The organism is Sporosarcina sp. FSL W7-1283 (genome assembly GCF_038003105.1).
GTDB classification, from domain to species: Bacteria; Bacillota; Bacilli; order Bacillales_A; family Planococcaceae; genus Sporosarcina; species Sporosarcina newyorkensis.
Genome location: NZ_JBBOOL010000001.1, coordinates 3,807,948 through 3,825,220 on the forward strand (window position 1 = coordinate 3,807,948; position 17,273 = coordinate 3,825,220).

Consider the following 17,273-nt stretch of genomic DNA (forward strand, 5'->3'; position numbering starts at 1 on the left):
CGACTTCCAATTGCTTTAAAAACAAAAAACCAGCCTCATTATAGGCTGGCTCGATTATTCTTCTTCCACTTCCACAATAAGCTCAATTTCGACAGGAATATCAAACGGAAGCGTATTGACGCCGATCGCTGAGCGAGCATGCTCTCCTTTGTCGCCAAACACTTCGACAATAACATCTGATGCTCCGTTGATCACTTCCGGCTGCCGAATAAAATCATCAGTCGAATTAACAAAGCCTAAGATCTTCACAAAGCTTTTGATTTTATCCAATGAACCAAGCTCGGCCCGCAGATTGCTCATTAACTGAAGAGCCGTTTCTCGGGCTGCCTGATAGCCTTGCTCCATTGAAACATCATCGCCCAGTTTTCCTGTAATCATTGCTTTTCCTTCACGCATATAACCGGCACCTGATGTGTAAAGTGCACTTCCCAGACGGGCAGTCATCTGATAGTTCGCCATAGGCCGTGAAGCTGGTGGTAATTCAATTCCTAGTTCTTTGAGTTTTCCTTCGATGTTCATCTCTTGTCCCCCGATCCTAAAAATATTGAATTGATCGTATCATGTAGCCTAGGAACCGTCAAAATCAATTCAAAAAGGAACATGTGACCATCCACATGTTCCTTCCATTATTTCATTTTGTACAATTCCTGATTCAAGGATTTGAATAAGGAGTAAATCATCAGCACGACGATGAACGAGAACGGCAAGGCCGCTATAATGATTGTATTTTGCAAAGCAGCGAGACCACCTACTGAAAGTAAGATCAATGCAATTGCAGATTGAATGATTCCCCAAATGACCTTCACAGAATTCGGCGGCGTCAATGAGCCATACGTTGACTGCATTCCGAGCACATATGTAGCAGAATCTGCTGATGTGATGAAGAAAGATGTCACAAGAAGAATGGCGAATAACGAGATCAAGAACGACAATGGTAGCTCGTTAAACATTTCAAACACAACTATCTCAATATCTAAAGATGCCAAGTCCACTGCGCCTGAATTCTGTATATCTACAGCTGTCGAACCGAACGCAGCAAACCAGATAAAACCGAAGAATGATGGAACGAGTAGCACACCCGCCATAAACTCACGGATTGTGCGTCCTTTTGAGACACGCGCAATGAACATACTGACGAATGGAGACCAAGAAATCCACCAAGCCCAGTAGAAAATTGTCCAACCGTCAAGCCACCCTCGATTTTCTCCATTTAACGGAGCTGTTCCCATACTCATTTCGATGAGATGAGTAAAATAGCCCCCAACTGAATCTGTGAACATATTCAAGATCAACAATGTCGGTCCTAAGATTAAAATAAACCCTAAAAGCGCGACAGCTAATATCAAATTCGTGTTGGATAGATATCGTATTCCTTTATTTAACCCTGACCACGCGGAGCCGATAAACAAAAACGTCACGACAGTTACAATGATAAATTGAGACTGTATACCGATCGAGAATCCGAATAAATAATTCAAACCTGCATTAATTTGAACTGCGCCAAAGCCGAGGGAGGTTGCTACGCCAAAAGCTGTTGCAAAAACAGCAAGAACATCAATTACTGTCCCCCAAGGACCTTTCATCTTCGCTCCAAAAATCGGCTTCAGTGTTGCTGAAATTAAACCAGGTTCACCTTTTCGAAACTGAGAATATGCTAAAGCCAATGCTACCATTCCATACAATGCCCAGATGTGAAGACCATAATGTAAAAATGTTTTTCGCATCGATTCTTTAAATGCGGCAGCTGTGAAAGGATCTTCAGTAGCCGGAACAGCGTAGTGGGATATAGGTTCTGCAGCACCATAGAAAACCAAACCAATTCCCATGCCTGCAGAGAAAAGCATTGCAATCCATGTAATTGTAGAGAATTGCGGTCGATCCGAATCTTTTCCTAAACGAATCTTTCCATAAGGGCTGAATATCATAAAAATACTGAGTAACAAGAGTGCAGTCATGAGCAACATGTAATACCAACCAAACGATGATGCTACAAATGCTTTGCCGGAGTTTGTGATCTGCTCAAAATGTTCTGGATCAATTACACCATAGCCAACAGCCAAGATGATCAATCCTATTGTAATGTAAAAGACATTTGAAATTTTCTTCATGGTTCCCCCAATTAACATAGTTTGCATAGCAGTTGTACACTATACTCTCAATTAATTAAGAAATCAAATGAATATGTGGAAGTTTTTTATTTTATTAGTACGTGAGGAGCCCTAAACCCTTGCATGGCGGTCTATATTGTGTTTTTCTGAAATTTAAAATGAAAACTTCTTACACAGTAGTTTAAAAGGAATTTCCCGGTTATTCCCCAAATATTGACCAATTGGTTAGCCTTAGGTCTTTGATACTTGGAAGTCTTTTCTAGTTGTCTTTATTTATAGTACGAAGTGTTATTCAATAAAAAAGCCGGCAAGAGATTGGACTGTCATCTCTTGCCGACTTCTTCTTATTTGTCTAAATACATTACAGCATAATTATCGTTTTCCATTGGATGCGGCTCAAATCCTTTAACATAATCAGCAAATGCGATCGGCGGTGTAGTATGCGCCAATGGAACCCAAGGAGCGTCTAAGTGGAATCGTTCCTGTGCTTTCTTATACAATTCGACCCGTTCATCTTGGTCGAATGTGACACGTGCCTGTTCAATTAATTCTTGGAACTCTTCATTATCATAGAACGCTAAATTGTTCGCAGGGGTTTCCATATTCGTATTGCTCAGATTTGGGTAGAGGAAGTTGTCTGGGTCTGCCATAACACCAGTCCATCCATATAAAGCCATTGGATGCTGTCCGTCACCCGTCTTTTCCAAATATGTTGCCCACTCATAAGTGACAATTTTTGCTTTGATACCAATTTCCTCCAAATTGGCTTGGATTGCTTCAGCTGTTTTCATTGGTTGTGGAAGGTATGGACGAGGGTTGCTCATCGCCCAGATTTCTGTCTCGAACCCTTCAGGATAGCCAGCTTCTGCAAGCAATGCTTTTGCTGCCTTTACGTCAAATTTATAATCCTCGATTTCATCGTTATACCCCCATAAAGCAGGCGGCACCGGACTTTTTGCAACATCTGCAAATCCACTGTAGAACCCATCAACAAGTGCCTTCTTGTCAATCGCCATATTGATCGCTTGTCTCACTTTGACATCGTCAAATGGTGCTTTCTGCGTATTCATCACCATAAAGCCTTCATTGAAACTTGGTCGTTTGACGAGTTTTAATTTTTCGTCTTTTTCTACGGTTTTTGCGTCTTCCGGATTCATCCCATCAATGAAATCTGCTTCTCCGCTCAGCAAAACATTCAAACGAGCCGAGTTGTCCGGAACAACTGTAAAGATAATCTGATCCAGCAGCGGCTGACTTTCTACATAATAATTTTCATTCGCTTTGACGACAATTTTGTCATTGCGTGTCCAGCTATCAAATTGGAATGGTCCCGTACCTACCGGATTTTCATAAAATCGTTCGTTGTACTGTTCTATAGCTGTCGGGCTTGCAATACCAAACATCGGGATTGCCAAATAGCTGATAAATGGAGCGACCTTTTCCTTCAACTTGATTTCTACCGTATGTTCATCCACAGCCTTCACATAGTCGATTTTATGTTCTTCGTCTCCTTTAAATCCACCATACAAGAATGGATAGTACGGGAAATCTCCGATATGATATTCGTTTTCGGTATCCATCCAACGTTCAAAATTAAACACGACAGCATCGGCGTTAAAATCAGTGCCGTCATGGAAAGTTACACCCTTTTTAAGTGCAAGTGTCCATGTTAAGCCATCTTCACTCGTTTTATAGGATTCAGCCAATTTAGGCTGTAATTGCAAGTCTTTATCATACTCAAATAAAGTTTCAAAAATAGCGTGAGTCACTCGAATGGATTCTCCGTCTGTAATATTGATCGGATCTAATCCTACAGAGTCGGCACCTCTTGCATAGACCATCGTACCGCCTTCTTTTGAGCTCCCATTCCCTTTTGAAGCATCCGCCTCTTTGTCATTATCACTCGAACAAGCGCTGAGGATAAATAACCCTAAGATTACACTCATTGCATACAAAAATCGCTTCATAAAATTTCCCCCTTCAGGTAACTATCTTAGATGTTCTTTTTCTATTCTCAGTTAATTGGTTTGAAAAGTCAATGTACTTAGAAATTTTATTCACAGACTTTTGAAGTTTTACATGCAATGTGTTTTAATATAGGAAGGATAAACTTCATACGATTGTAGGTGACTTATGAGAACATTGCAAGAAACAATAAAAGTACATTACTCTTCTTTATCACCCGGTCAACAGAAAGTAGCTGCCTTCTATATAGAACGACCCCAAGAAGCTGCATTGTTAACTGCTTTCCAGATCGGAAAGCAAGTGGGCGTCAGTGAAACGACAGTTATTCGCTTGGCTTATGCATTAGGATTTAGCGGTTATTCTGAATTACAACAAGCCCTTCGAAAAGATTGGCTTTTACCTAAACAAGACATTTCCGAAGTATTGCCTTCAAAAGATGGACAAACAAACGACAATCAACTCATTCGTCAAGTAATCCTAAGAGAGCAAGCCATTTTACAGAACCTGGCCGAGCAGATAAAAGTGGATGACGTTTGGGCAATGGCAGAGACGCTTATTCATTCAGATCGAATATATATTGGCGGTTTCGGCAGTTCATATGCTGCAGCCTACTGGTTATATTACGCACTGAAACAAATGCGAGCCAATGTTGTAATATCCAGTCCTACTGGATTTATGACGGAAGACATTTGTGACTTGACTACAAATTCAGCGGCTGTAATTTTCTCATTTCCCCGCTACCGTCAAGATACCGTGCAAGCCGCAACGATTGCGAAAGAGCAAGGAGCAAAAGTAATCGGCATTACAGACCGAACACTATCCCCTATCGGTCAACTAGCGGATATGACATTTACGAGTTCGGAAAATGAGGTGACAGATGCTCATTCCATTGCCTCGATCATCAGTCTATTGGATATGCTTCTTGCAGGTATGCGAATACGTGACTGCGAACACATTGCCAAACGCCAACAACAGCTAGAGCATTTATATGCTGAACAACAATTATTTTCAGAATAGAATGGAGGATAACTCAATGAACAACCCAATTCAATTCATTTCAGATCATAAAGAACAACTTCTACAAACCTATCAAGAGTTGCATGCACTGGCAGAGCCTAGCTGGGAAGAGAAGAAAACTTCTCGCTATCTACAGGACAAACTTTCAGTTGCCGGCTTGCAAATCAAAACATATCCAGATCACTATGGATTTATTGCAGAAATACCCGGTGAAAAAGAGAGCGTTATCGCGCTTCGTGCCGATATGGATGCGTTGGTTCAAGAAGTGGACGGCGTTGTAAAAGCCAATCATTCTTGCGGCCATGATGGACATAGCACAATGGCATTATATGCTGCGCTTGCGCTGCAGAATAGCAAAGCCACTTTACAACATACTATTCGATTCATCTTCCAGCCTGCTGAAGAAAAAGCTGAAGGAGCATTGCAGATGATGAAGGAGGGTGTCTTAGAAAATGTCTTGTTTTTAGGCGGTGTCCATGTAAGACCACACACGGAAGTACCTTATGGCAAATCGGCCCCTGTCATCTTGCACGGTTCATCTGCAACATTGACTGGCGTCATCACGGGGACACCCGCTCATGCAGCACGGCCAGAGGAAGGTAATAACCCAATTGAAGCGGCGAGTTTATTGATTCAAGCATTAAAACAAATTCGTCTGCAAGGCAATAAAAAGTACTCTATTAAAATGACGGAACTGCATGGCGGAGAGACGAGTAACTCCATCCCAGAAAGTGCTCGCTTCACGCTTGATGTACGTGCAGAAGCGAATGAAACGATGGTTGCTTTGCTGGCAAAGGCACAATATATTATCGAGAGCACCGCAAAGCTGACAGAGACGAACATTGCTTGCGAACAAATAGGCTACTCCCCGGCAGCTACCGAAAACTCAGTTGCCGTTCGAATGGCACAACATGCAATTGGTTCCGTATTGGGTCGCGAGAACGTTGCCGGCCCTTGTATTTCACAAGGAGCTGAAGACTTTCATTTTTACACATGGAAAACACCTCATATTCCAGCTACGATGATTGGATTAGGCTGCGATTTAAAGCCAGGACTACATCATCCGCAAATGACATTTAACACGGACGCTTTGGTTTATGGAACGAAAATACTGATTGAGCTGGTTATGAAGGCAGACCAAGAATTGGAGGAGAATATCCTGTGAAAAACTCAACCCTGACGATTCGAACAATCGATTCGCTTGAAGATCTACAAAAAGTTCATGCTCTTGAATCCATCGTTTGGAGTGTGGAAGACACCGTGCCAACCAGCCATACGATCGCTACCGTAAAGAACGGCGGGCTGATTTTGGGAGCATTTGATGAAGACCGACTAATTGGTTTTCAATATAGCTTCCCCGGTTTCGATGGCAAAAGTATCTATCTTTATTCACACAGTCTAGGCATTCATCCCGATTACCGCAGACTGGGTATTGGTGAACAATTGAAAGTGGCTCAAAAGAAAGTGGCACTCGAAAAAGGGTATGATCGTATCGTTTGGACATACGATCCACTTGAAACAGTCAATGCCAATCTGAATCTACATAAACTGCGTGCCGTAGTAGTGGATTATACAGAAAATGCGTACGGAGAAATGGAAGATGGAATGAACAATGGAATACCGACCGATCGTTTTACAGTGGAGTGGAATATTCGGGAACAGCCCACCGATTCTGCGCCTATCGATTTAGACAAAGTACATTCACTAGTTGAAACGAGTGTGGATAATGGTTTCTTGCATGCAGAGCATATGAATTGGCAAACCGACCATCAGAAATTAATCGTTCCAGTGCCTGCAAACTTCCAAGAACTCAAACAACATGATTTGACAGCAGCAATTATCTGGCGAGAAAAAACGAGAGAAATCTTTAAAGGTTGCTTGAGCAATGGCTGGATCGTGACCGATCTGCTTAAACATCCCGAAAACAATGAAGGCTACGTCTATATTTTAGAGAAAAGAGGAAATTATGATGGAAATTAAAACAGTTGTTTTGCGGTATATGAAAATGCAATTACTTCACCCATTCAAGACGAGTGTCGGAGTGGAGCAGGACAAAGACTTTATTTTGGTGGAAGTGAAATCAGCAGATGGGCAATCCGGCTTCGGTGAATCAGTTGCTTCGATTTCCCCGCTGTTTCATGAAGAAACGGTCCAAACGAATTGGCATATGCTGAGTGATTATTTGATTCCGTTACTTTTGAAGTCAGATATTCAGCATCCTGACGATGTTACGAAGATGTTTGATCACTTCAGAGGGAACTATAACGCGAAAGCGGCAATTGAAGGTGCTGTTTGGGACTTATATGCAAAAAAACAGAATATGTCGCTAGCTGCCGCTTTAGGTGGCACGAAAAAGCAAATCGAAGTAGGTGTCAGCGTAGGAATCCAAGAAACGGAAGCAAAATTGTTGAAGAAAGTAGAAGGCTATTTGGAGAGTGGCTTCAAACGTATCAAAGTCAAAGTGATGCCGGAAAGAGACTTGGATATTCTGCAGGCGATTCGCGGAGAATTTCCTGATATCCAGCTAATGGCGGACGCAAACTGTGCATATACGTTGGCGGATATCGAGCATTTGCGAAAATTTGATGAGTTTGGTCTGACAATGATCGAACAGCCCCTTGCACACGGCGACATTGTGGACCATGCGCAATTGCAGGCCAATATCGAAACACCGATCTGTCTGGATGAAAGCATTCATTCCGCGGAAGACGTACGAAAATCGATTGAACTCGGCAGTACGAAGATCATCAACTTAAAAATTGGACGTGTGGGTGGATTAACGGAATCGAAGAAAATCCATGACTTATGTGTTCAGCATAATATTCCGCTTTGGTGCGGTGGTATGCTCGAAGCAGGTGTCGGACGCGCTCACAATATCGCGATCACAAGCTTGCCAGGCTTCACACTGCCGGGTGACACCGCTCCTTCCGCTCATTATTGGGACGAAGATATTATCTTACCGGAAGTCACCATGAATGACGGACTCATTGATGTGCCTACAACTCCAGGAATTGGATTTGATTTAAACTGGGACAAGGTAGAAGAGTGCATGGTGCATAGCCGGGTGTTTCACAGGGGTTAAGGAAAGAAATTGGCATATAGTAAGGCTGGAGGGATCTTCATGAAATCAAAAATATATATCCAAAATGAAAAACACCAAGCAGGCATGACAATGAAAGATTTCGAAAGTCCGGAAAGCAACAACATGGCACTTCATGCATGCGAATCTGCTAAAAGTGTGCTCTACAACCGAGAGCGATTAGCCAGCTTTCTACAGTCCAGTCCTGCAAATTTCGTTTTTGCCAATCAAACACACAGCGCAAACTTTCATCATGTGACTGAAAACGATCGGGGTAAAGGTGCGCTACGTCAAGATACCGCCATAGCGGACACAGATGCGCTGTATACATTTGAACCGAACATTGTATTATGCAGCTTGACCGCAGATTGTGTTCCTGTGATTTTTTATAGCGAAGACAATCCACTGATCGGTGTCATTCATTCGGGTTGGCAAGGGACCGTGAAGGAAATCACGCTGAAACTGTTCCAGCACTTGCAGCAAACGGAACAGTGCAACCTCAATCATGTGCATGTACAAATGGGCGCGGCGCTTAGTCAGAGGAAGTTTGAAGTCGATGAAGACGTCTATACAAAATTCCACGATCTTGGCTATGCAGACGAATGGATTGAATACAATGAAGTGACAAATAAATTTCATATCGACAACCAGCTAACGGTGAAAAAGCAATGCGAATTGGCCGGTATTCCTCCTGGCAATATTTCGGTTGACCGCATGTGTACGTTTCAAAGTACGGACGGCTTTTCTTATCGTGAAGATAAACAAGCGGGCCGACATTTGAGCTTTATCCGGAGAACAAAATAAAAAGGCTATCCCAAAAAGTTGTTTCATCTTTTTGGGATAGCCACTAATTTAGTTTCCTACTATTTTTAACATGTTGTATTTTTATAAATTACTAAAAGATTAGATCTTAAATTGTTGTACTACTTTACTGAGCTCTTCACTGAGTTCTGTTAATTTTACCGCGGAGTCCGTGACGGATTGAGTAGCCCGTAGCTGCTCTTCTGTCGATGCACTCACTTCTTCGCACGCTGCTGCCGTTTCCTGTGAAGTCGCCGCCATCATTTGGATGGTCTGAGCCACTTGCTCTTTATACGTTGTCACGCTTTGTACTTGGCTATAAATATCATCAATGGACTCTTGCATATCGCTCATCAAGTGTGAAATATCTTTAAATGTTGTTTCGGTCTCTTCCACAACACTGCTTTGACGATGAAAATTATCCATAGTTTCTTGCATTTGAGTCGTGACCATTCGCGACTCTTCTTGTAATTCTAAAACTGTGACTTTCACTTCGTCCGTAGAGCGTGCAGATTGCTCTGCTAATTTGCGCACCTCTTCAGCCACAACAGCGAAACCTTTTCCATGCTCCCCTGCACGGGCAGCTTCAATACTCGCATTTAACGCCAACAGATTGGTCTGAGAAGAAATATCGGTAATCGTCTCCATAACACTGCCGATCGCTTTCACCTTATTCCCTAAGTTCCCAATCACACTGAACATGGATTTTAAATCATTTTCCCAATCGGCAAATGAACCTTGCATCTGTTTCATCTGTTCAGACCCATTTGTGTTCATCACACCTGCTTGCTGCGCCATTTCCGTCATTCGGCGAGAACGGCTTGCAATTTCATTGATTTGTTCGCCAAGTGAGTCTGCCTGTACCGTAACGTCTTCCGAATCCTCTGCAGACTTTGCCGCCCCTTTTGCAATTTCATTAACTGCATGTGCCACTTCTGAACTGGAAGCACTCGTTTCTTCTGCTACCGCGCTCATACTCTCTGAATTCATTCGTACGTCTGCCGCGGATTGATTGACTACTGTAATGATCGTATCCATATGCCCTATCATTGTGTTGAATGAATTCCCTAGTTCACCAAATTCATCCTTCGATTGATTGTTGGAACGGACAGTTAAATCACCTTGCGCGACAGATGCCATGAGATCTTTCAGTGTATCTACCGGCTTTAAGGTTTTTGACATTAAGGCATATAGGAAAGCGGCTAAAATGACCAATGTGATAAGTGTGATACTAATCATGGATGTTCTTAGCTTATTGGCCATCAGGTTAATTTCCTTCTTATCATAGACTGCACTGATTTTCCAGCCTAAATCAGGGAGTGTGGAATAGACCATCACATGATCGTTACCTTCCACCTCGTAGTGGATAACGTCCGACTCTTTATTTTTTGCATACATTTCAGCAATATATGGATGCTCCATAAGACTTTCACCTTGAAGAGTGGGATGTGAAATGGCTGTACCGGTTTTGTCTAGCATAATAGGATAGCCATGAAAGCCCAGCTCTGTTTCCTCTAACTCTGAAGTAAAGGTAGACAGATCCAATGTTATACCGATTACTCCCGCAATTTGACCATCTAACTCGACTGCTTTTGCTCCAGTGATGGCCAATTCATTCGTTCCCGCGTCTATGTATGGATCTGTCCAAAATACTGAATCAGGATTTTCTGCTGCCCCTTTATACCAGCCCCTGCTAGTGGGATCAAAGCCCTCTTCCATTTCAACGAACGGAACGTGAAGCATATTCTTGTCAGGTGTCGCATAATAAATGAATGTGGTTTTGTCATGAACTTCTAAAAAGTCTAGTAGAATTTGATTGAGTGGTTGCTGCACATCCACTTCCGATTCGCCTGTCGCACTTTTATAATCTCTAAAATCCGAAGAACTTGCTAATTGGCTAAGGCCCTTTTCAAATTGCTCTATGTATTTTCCTGTCGAGCGACTTAGTTCATGAACAATTGCTTCGCTTGCCTCGACATTATTCTCAAAAGAATTTTTTTGTACTGCGTTACTGCTGAACGCTGTCATAATTGCAGCCCCTAAGAAAAACAAAACAATTGAACTGCTGATGATTTTCGTCTTTATCGACCTTTTCATAATCCATTCTCCCTGTCTGTATATAGTACTTCCCCACTAGTTTATCGTCTAAAGTATCCGTAAGTTTAGTTTCTTTAAAACATTTTTAATAATTTTAAACCTAGTATCGAATAAAAATAATCCCCTCCACATTAAGTAGAGAGGATTTCCGACATCTTGTGTTATTCTATTCGAGATTTTTAATATTCATTTGCTCGATTTCTTACCGGTCTTCCATCAATCATTCACTATTTATCCTCGTCCTCAATTGTTATGTCTCTTTCAGTATCTTTTCTCATTGCCGTAAAGTCCGGTTCATCACCGAATTCAGTATTATAGTTCACATTTCTAAATGCTTCACGGTTTTCACTGTATTCACCTTCTATCTCTTTATCCGGCTTGAATAAAAGAGCGATCGCTGCCAATCCACTAAGCCCTACAATTGCATAGATAATCTTTGCAAGTATTGTGTTTTGCCCCCCAAATATAGTTGCCACTAAATCAAAACCGAAAAACCCTATTAATCCCCAGTTAAGAGCTCCGATAATGACCAATGCCAATGCAACCCGCATAACCATACTCATACCATACACCTCCTTCAGTAAATCCATAATCGAATTCAATACAGAACTGTAAAGATTCCTTCTTATAGTTCACTAAAAGAGATTTTTCATGCATATTTTTATACACATAGACAGTTAACAGGTTCTATTTCTGTTGTCTGGACTCTACAGTAGAAGAAGACTACAAATGAAAGTAGGGACGACATGCGAATTGATGGAGTTTTTTCAGGAGGCGGATTGAAAGGATTTGCATTAGTAGGTGCCGTTCAAGAATTGGAGAAACAAGGCTATCGTTTTAGAAACTTGGCGGGAACGAGTGCTGGGGCAATTTTAGCAAGCTTTTTGGCTGCAGGATATACAGCAAATGAGATAGAGAAAATGTTAGCGGAAGAAGATTTTCAATCATTGCTTGATCCACGAAAAACCTTGCTGCCATTTCCTTTCATGAAATGGGTTTCGCTTTATTGGAGAATGGGTCTTTATCAAGGAAAAGCGCTAGAGGATTGGTTTTTTGACAAGCTCGCACGAAAAGGTTGCTATGCATTTGGCGATTTGCCGAAAGACTCGTTGAAACTGGTGGCATCTGATTTAACGAACGGAAAAATGATGCTGTTGCCTGATGACTTAGAGCAATATGGCTATGATCCCGATAAATTTTCTATTGCGAAAGCATTGCGTATGAGTTGCGGAATTCCCTATTTCTTTGAACCCGTCCGTCTGGATGCACCAAAGGGAGCAGTAGTTGTAGACGGTGGCGTGCTGAGTAATTTTCCAATGTGGATTTTTGATGACGATACACGCCATCCATTGATTGGATTGAAATTAAGCCGCCGCCAAGAGGAAACATCCGGTCGACCCATACACAATGCATTGCAATTATTCGAAGCATTGTTTTCCACGATGAAAAATGCGCATGATGAAAAATATATTTCTCGAGAACACGAAAAAAACATCGTCTTTATTCCCGTGGATGATTACAGTGCAACGCAATTTGATCTGACCGAAGAACAAATGGAGGAATTGCTCAATATTGGACGAAACCGAACCAAGCAATTTTTACGCACTTGGTCTCCAACACGTTTACAGGTCGTCAGAAAACAAAATGTCATCTAAATGAAATATTTGCTCTTATCTCTGTTTAACTCATAGATTTGGCGGGTAAAATGACTTATAAGGAGGGTTGCAATGATGACTAATTGTCAAGAAAGTTTTATCTTCAACAGAGAGCTGCAACTTTTGACCGATGAATACCAAACTGCACCCGCCGATGTAAAATCTTTTATCCTAAAAGATATTCAGCTGCTCAAAACAGCGATTTCTCTTTTGCAAGGCGATGCAAGTTAATATAGAAACATCCACTTAGCTATACAGTTTTTCCAAGTTTTTATTACGCTCCATTCTTTCTTCTCCTGTTGCCAAATCATATTTTTTCAGTAGATGAAATACCTCATTCAACGTCCCTTGATCCAATGGCTTGCTTAAAAAAATCTCACTACGCTTGAATAAATCTTTCGGCAAAAACATGTGTTGTTCTTTCAGCTTTTGCAAGACATCATTTTGAGAATGGTCGATTGTACACCTGCTCATTTGCGTTCACTCCTTTACTCAACACTCTATCACAATTTTCAATAAACTGAAAACCAAGGCTTGTTGCTTAGATGTGTGTGCTGCAAGCCTTAGTTTATCCATTTGACAACACAACAAGCACCTACTATACTGAGGTTAATTATATGAATGGGGTGACGAGTGGACAATGGATAACTAATCTATGGAAGATTAAGGAAACGAATATTTTTTCGCTTTCAAGAACCATAGGATTAGTCTGTACATTTTGCCGCTCGCACAATAATAGTGCGATTTTTAAACATGGCTAATCCTTCTAAACTACTTGTTTAGAAGGATTTTTTCTTTCTAAACATTAAGGAGAGATGCTACATGCAAGTTACTGTGACACACCGTTTATTCAAAGAAACTACCTTGACGATCGAGCGTGGTAAAACCATTGGGATTGTCGGGCCTAATGGCAGTGGCAAATCTACGCTTCTACACCAACTACACGACACTATAAAAACAAGTGCGCTTATGACACAAGAGGCGCAAAGCGAAAAACTGGAGTATACATCCGAGGAGCTTGCATTCCTCAGTGATTGGCAGGTACCAGCCCTTCCCTACGATAAGTTAAGCGGAGGTGAGCAATTGAAGCTCCGCCTCGCCAAGGCGTTAACTTCGCGCGCACCGATTCTTTTACTCGATGAGCCGACTAATCATCTAGACGATGACAGCATAGCAAAGCTTACAGAACTGGTCCAAACAAGTTCCAAAACGTGGATAATCGTATCACATGACCGATTCTTTTTAGACCAAGTCGCCACGACTATCTGGGCGATTGATGATGGCGCGATTGATGTGGTCACTGGCGATTATAGTCATTATGAAACATGGCGCAAAGCGAAGCGTGATAGCCAGGCGCATGCGTACACTGTACAACAAAAGCACATTGCACGTGTCGAGCAGCAATTAAATGAGCTCCAGACATGGTCGGCTACTATGCATAAAGAATCCACAGCTGCCCACCACCCGAAAGCAATGGGCGCGAAGGAATATTACCGAACCAAAGCTAAACGTGCAGATAAGCAAGTGAAATCGAAACGTAAAAAACTCGAACAACAATTGCAGGAACATCACATTGATAAAGTCAGCAAGGAACATACCATTCATTTCTCGCTTGCCGTCGAGCGTACGATAGGCAAACGCATTATTGAATTAAAAAACGTAGCAGTTTCTCCTATTTTACAAGATGTAAACCTAGTTTTGACCCGTGGCGAAAAAGTTGCAATACTTGGTGCAAATGGAGCCGGTAAATCTACTTTACTACACGCAATATATACATCTGCGATAACAAGCGGAGAACTTTGGCTAACAGAGGCAGCAAACATTGGCTATTTATCGCAGTCAGTTTTCGATCTTCCTCTTGAACAAACGGTTGCCGAATTCTTTACGTACGATAACTTCGAGGAAGAAGGCACAATCCGTACACAACTCATTCTTTTAGGCTTCACTAATGCACACTGGCATACAGCCATTCATGAGTTAAGCATGGGCGAACGGATTAAACTAAAAATTGCTCAGTTTATCTTGGAGCGACGCAATGTTTTATTATTAGACGAACCAACAAATCATCTCGACATTGCGTCTCGCGAGCAATTGGAAGATGCGCTACTGGCTTATGAAGGCACGCTTATTTTCGTTTCCCACGACCGCTACTTTCGGGAAAAACTAGCTACTCGCAGTGTAACAGTTGAAAATGGCACACTGCACTTACCACAAGCTAAACAAACAATGAATGAAGTATTACTTGCACTCGAGACTGAAAAACAAGCCGTGCTTGGACAATTGTCATATTTGACTCCTAAGGATCCACAATACGCCGTGCTAGATGCTCGCTTCACTGAACTATTGAAGTTAATTAAAAAGGCTAAATCTTGATTAATTATAAGCTTGCGAATAATTAAGGCTAAGTACTTTTAATCCTATCGTCACCAATCACGCCGAAACGGTATCATTCTTCGAAAGCTTTTGCATAGTTGCACCTTCCCTTCAAATGAAATCTCATTTGAAGGTTTTTTTATTTAACTACACTTGACTCTACTTAGCTACCTGTATATACTGTGCATATACAGTATATGAAAAGAAATGAGGTGATGTATTGAATATTGTCATCTCCAATACAGTGAACCAACCAATTTATGTACAGATTAAGAACCAGCTTAAAGAGCAGATCCTACTTAAAGAATTACAGGAGAAGGAAGCACTGCCTTCCATTCGAAAACTCGCGAAAGACTTGCAGGTCAGTGTCATCACGACAAAAAAAGCGTATGAAGAGCTGGAAAGAGATGGACTGATTGAAACTTTCCCGGGAAAAGGTTCGTTTGTCGCAGCACAAAATCATGAATTGCTGAAGGAAGAGCAATTGAAGAAAATTGAGGATCAACTGGCAATGGTCATTGAAGATAGCCGAGCTTTCGATGTGGGATTAGAAGAATTGGTTGATATGCTGACATTGTTATATGAGGAGTGAGAAAAGTGGAAAATGTTGTGGAAGTCCGCCGCTTGACGAAACAGTTGAATGGCTTTGTGCTGAATGATCTGAACTTTGATATTAAGAAAGGTTTCATTACTGGTTTTATTGGACCGAATGGGGCAGGAAAAAGTACTACCATTCGCTGCATTATGGACTTAATCCGTCAAGATCAAGGCGATATCCGTATTTTTGATAGGTCTCATAGCGAACATACGGCGAAGATCAAACAGCGAATTGGGTTTGTTTACGATGAAAATTACTATTATGAGGATAGCTCAATTGAAAAAAACAAACGGATTCTATCCCCTTTCTATAAAAATTGGGATGATGAATTATTTTACTACTATCTAAAAAAATTTCACCTCCCTGCTACTAAACTCGTAAAACATTTATCAAAAGGAATGCGAATGAAGTTTTCACTCGCGATGGCACTTGCCCACCATCCCGAATTCATTATTATGGATGAGCCGACAGCCGGATTAGATCCTATTGTTCGTCGAGAATTGCTGGATCTGATGCAAGAACTTATTCAAGATGAAGAGAAAGCCATCTTCTTTTCAACACATATTACGACTGATTTAGAGAGGATTGCTGATTTTATTATTTTCATTCACGATGGACGAATCATCTTTCAAGGCGAGATGGATGAATTCACCGAGCGCTATGTGCTTGTAAAAGGCACAGCTGACCAGCGCAGCCTGCTCAATGGATTGCCTGTGATCGGGTTGAGGGAAACAGATGTAGGCTTTGAATGTCTGGTGGATTCTGTAAAAACCTCTTTAAGTCACTTTCATGCATTGCTTATGGAAAAACCGACACTCGAAGACATTATGTATTACACAGTAAGGAGTGGATACCAATGAATCTTTTGATACGCAAAGATTTATATACGCAAAGAGTGAGTACTTACTTCCTAACTATTTTGTGGTTTATTATATTTACAAACTTTTTTACAGATGGTCAACCGATCCGTCATGTCATCCTACTTGCCGTTGTTGCTTACTTTATAGCTATTTCTTCCAATACCAAGTCGTTTGAAAAGGAGTCTGTCCTAATAAATAGTCTGCCGGTCACGAGGAAACAAGTCGTGCTAGCTAAGTATGCTGCAGGGCTCATTTGGTTTGTTCTATCCGCTGTGGCAGTGCTTATATATATCTTCCTGTTTGAAACGTTCGCTCCGTTTCCTGCACGCATGATGAGTATAACTGAATTGCTTATAGCACTGGGCAGCTTTTTTCTACTGATTTCTATTTACTATCCACTGCAATTTAAAGCTGGCTATGTGTTGGCCTCCACTTTGACTGTCATGATTCCCGTGTTGGCCATGATGTCACTTACTATAATAAAAAATATTTTGGAAAATCCAAGAATGACTTCAACTCACGAGTGGATGATGCATATCGCTCAGCTATTGACTACAAATCAATGGACCTTTGCGTTCTTGTTTCTCTTGGTCAGTGCATTGGTAACGTGGCTATCCATCCAATTGTCGATACGAATTTATGGCAATTCAGATTTTGATCATGCTTAATTGCTATTAAACAGAACTTTTTCTCTTGATAGCCGTATATATAACTACGACT

General features: G+C 41.4%; 17 protein-coding genes. 11 read left to right on the forward strand and 6 right to left on the reverse strand.

Annotation, left to right across the window (positions count from 1 at the left end):
* Positions 1-54 precede the first annotated feature (54 nt).
* From MKY93_RS19905 to MKY93_RS19915, 3 genes are all read right to left on the reverse strand, one after another.
* A complete protein-coding gene (locus MKY93_RS19905) occupies positions 55-519 on the reverse strand; it encodes a RidA family protein (protein ID WP_040759991.1) in 465 nt (154 codons plus the stop codon).
* A 107-nt stretch (positions 520-626) separates the two neighbouring features.
* A complete protein-coding gene (locus tag MKY93_RS19910) occupies positions 627-2,108 on the reverse strand; it encodes a BCCT family transporter (RefSeq protein WP_040759993.1) in 1,482 nt (493 codons plus the stop codon).
* 344 nt (positions 2,109-2,452) lie between these two features.
* Positions 2,453-4,075 (reverse strand): ABC transporter substrate-binding protein, encoded by a 1,623-nt coding sequence (locus MKY93_RS19915; RefSeq protein ID WP_340760767.1) that lies wholly within the window; start codon positions 4,073-4,075, stop codon positions 2,453-2,455.
* A 166-nt stretch (positions 4,076-4,241) separates the two neighbouring features.
* On the opposite strand from MKY93_RS19915, the gene MKY93_RS19920 reads away from it, so the two are divergent.
* From MKY93_RS19920 to MKY93_RS19940, 5 genes are read left to right on the forward strand one after another with little or no spacing between them, the layout of a single operon-like run.
* Positions 4,242-5,090, forward strand: a complete 849-nt coding sequence (locus MKY93_RS19920; RefSeq protein WP_340760769.1) for a MurR/RpiR family transcriptional regulator — start codon at positions 4,242-4,244, stop codon at positions 5,088-5,090.
* 16 nt (positions 5,091-5,106) lie between these two features.
* Positions 5,107-6,255 carry an amidohydrolase gene (locus tag MKY93_RS19925; protein WP_340760771.1) on the forward strand — a complete coding sequence of 383 codons (1,149 nt, stop codon included), beginning with the start codon at positions 5,107-5,109 and terminating at the stop codon, positions 6,253-6,255.
* Positions 6,252-7,070, forward strand: a complete 819-nt coding sequence (locus MKY93_RS19930) for a GNAT family N-acetyltransferase (RefSeq protein ID WP_340760773.1) — start codon at positions 6,252-6,254, stop codon at positions 7,068-7,070. Before MKY93_RS19925 ends, MKY93_RS19930 begins: the two co-directional genes overlap by 4 nt.
* Complete coding sequence (gene menC, locus MKY93_RS19935) at positions 7,060-8,172, forward strand: o-succinylbenzoate synthase (RefSeq protein ID WP_340760775.1); 1,113 nt, start codon at positions 7,060-7,062, stop codon at positions 8,170-8,172. Before MKY93_RS19930 ends, menC begins: the two co-directional genes overlap by 11 nt.
* Before the next feature lie 39 nt (positions 8,173-8,211).
* On the forward strand, positions 8,212-8,973 hold the full coding sequence (locus MKY93_RS19940; protein WP_340760776.1) for a polyphenol oxidase family protein: 762 nt from the start codon (positions 8,212-8,214) through the stop codon (positions 8,971-8,973).
* A gap of 99 nt (positions 8,974-9,072) precedes the next feature.
* Here the strand turns inward: MKY93_RS19940 and MKY93_RS19945 are convergent, their stop codons facing one another.
* Entirely contained in the window at positions 9,073-11,067 is a 1,995-nt protein-coding gene (locus MKY93_RS19945) for a methyl-accepting chemotaxis protein (RefSeq protein WP_009499260.1), read from the reverse strand.
* A 227-nt stretch (positions 11,068-11,294) separates the two neighbouring features.
* On the reverse strand, positions 11,295-11,630 hold the full coding sequence (locus tag MKY93_RS19950) for a DUF378 domain-containing protein (protein ID WP_340760777.1): 336 nt from the start codon (positions 11,628-11,630) through the stop codon (positions 11,295-11,297).
* Positions 11,631-11,813: 183 nt separating this feature from the next.
* Here MKY93_RS19950 and MKY93_RS19955 point away from each other — a divergent pair, with 183 nt between their 5' ends.
* Both MKY93_RS19955 and MKY93_RS19960 read left to right on the forward strand, forming a co-directional pair.
* Positions 11,814-12,722 (forward strand): patatin-like phospholipase family protein, encoded by a 909-nt coding sequence (locus MKY93_RS19955; protein ID WP_009499262.1) that lies wholly within the window; start codon positions 11,814-11,816, stop codon positions 12,720-12,722.
* A gap of 75 nt (positions 12,723-12,797) precedes the next feature.
* The gene (locus tag MKY93_RS19960; protein WP_171805953.1) at positions 12,798-12,953 is read left to right on the forward strand and encodes a hypothetical protein; all 156 of its coding nucleotides are present in this window, start codon (positions 12,798-12,800) and stop codon (positions 12,951-12,953) included.
* Positions 12,954-12,968: 15 nt separating this feature from the next.
* On the opposite strand, the gene MKY93_RS19965 is transcribed toward MKY93_RS19960, so the two are convergent.
* On the reverse strand, positions 12,969-13,196 hold the full coding sequence (locus MKY93_RS19965) for a hypothetical protein (RefSeq protein WP_009499264.1): 228 nt from the start codon (positions 13,194-13,196) through the stop codon (positions 12,969-12,971).
* A gap of 348 nt (positions 13,197-13,544) precedes the next feature.
* Between MKY93_RS19965 and abc-f the strand changes: the two genes are divergently transcribed.
* From abc-f to MKY93_RS19985, 4 genes are all read left to right on the forward strand, one after another.
* A complete protein-coding gene (gene abc-f, locus MKY93_RS19970; RefSeq protein ID WP_340760784.1) occupies positions 13,545-15,095 on the forward strand; it encodes a ribosomal protection-like ABC-F family protein in 1,551 nt (516 codons plus the stop codon).
* A gap of 220 nt (positions 15,096-15,315) precedes the next feature.
* Positions 15,316-15,687, forward strand: a complete 372-nt coding sequence (locus tag MKY93_RS19975) for a GntR family transcriptional regulator (RefSeq protein WP_078818725.1) — start codon at positions 15,316-15,318, stop codon at positions 15,685-15,687.
* 5 nt (positions 15,688-15,692) lie between these two features.
* Positions 15,693-16,553, forward strand: a complete 861-nt coding sequence (locus MKY93_RS19980; protein WP_078818726.1) for an ABC transporter ATP-binding protein — start codon at positions 15,693-15,695, stop codon at positions 16,551-16,553.
* A complete protein-coding gene (locus MKY93_RS19985; protein ID WP_176132620.1) occupies positions 16,550-17,221 on the forward strand; it encodes an ABC-2 transporter permease in 672 nt (223 codons plus the stop codon). The genes MKY93_RS19980 and MKY93_RS19985 overlap by 4 nt, the downstream gene beginning before the upstream one ends.
* Positions 17,222-17,273: the final 52 nt, after the last annotated feature.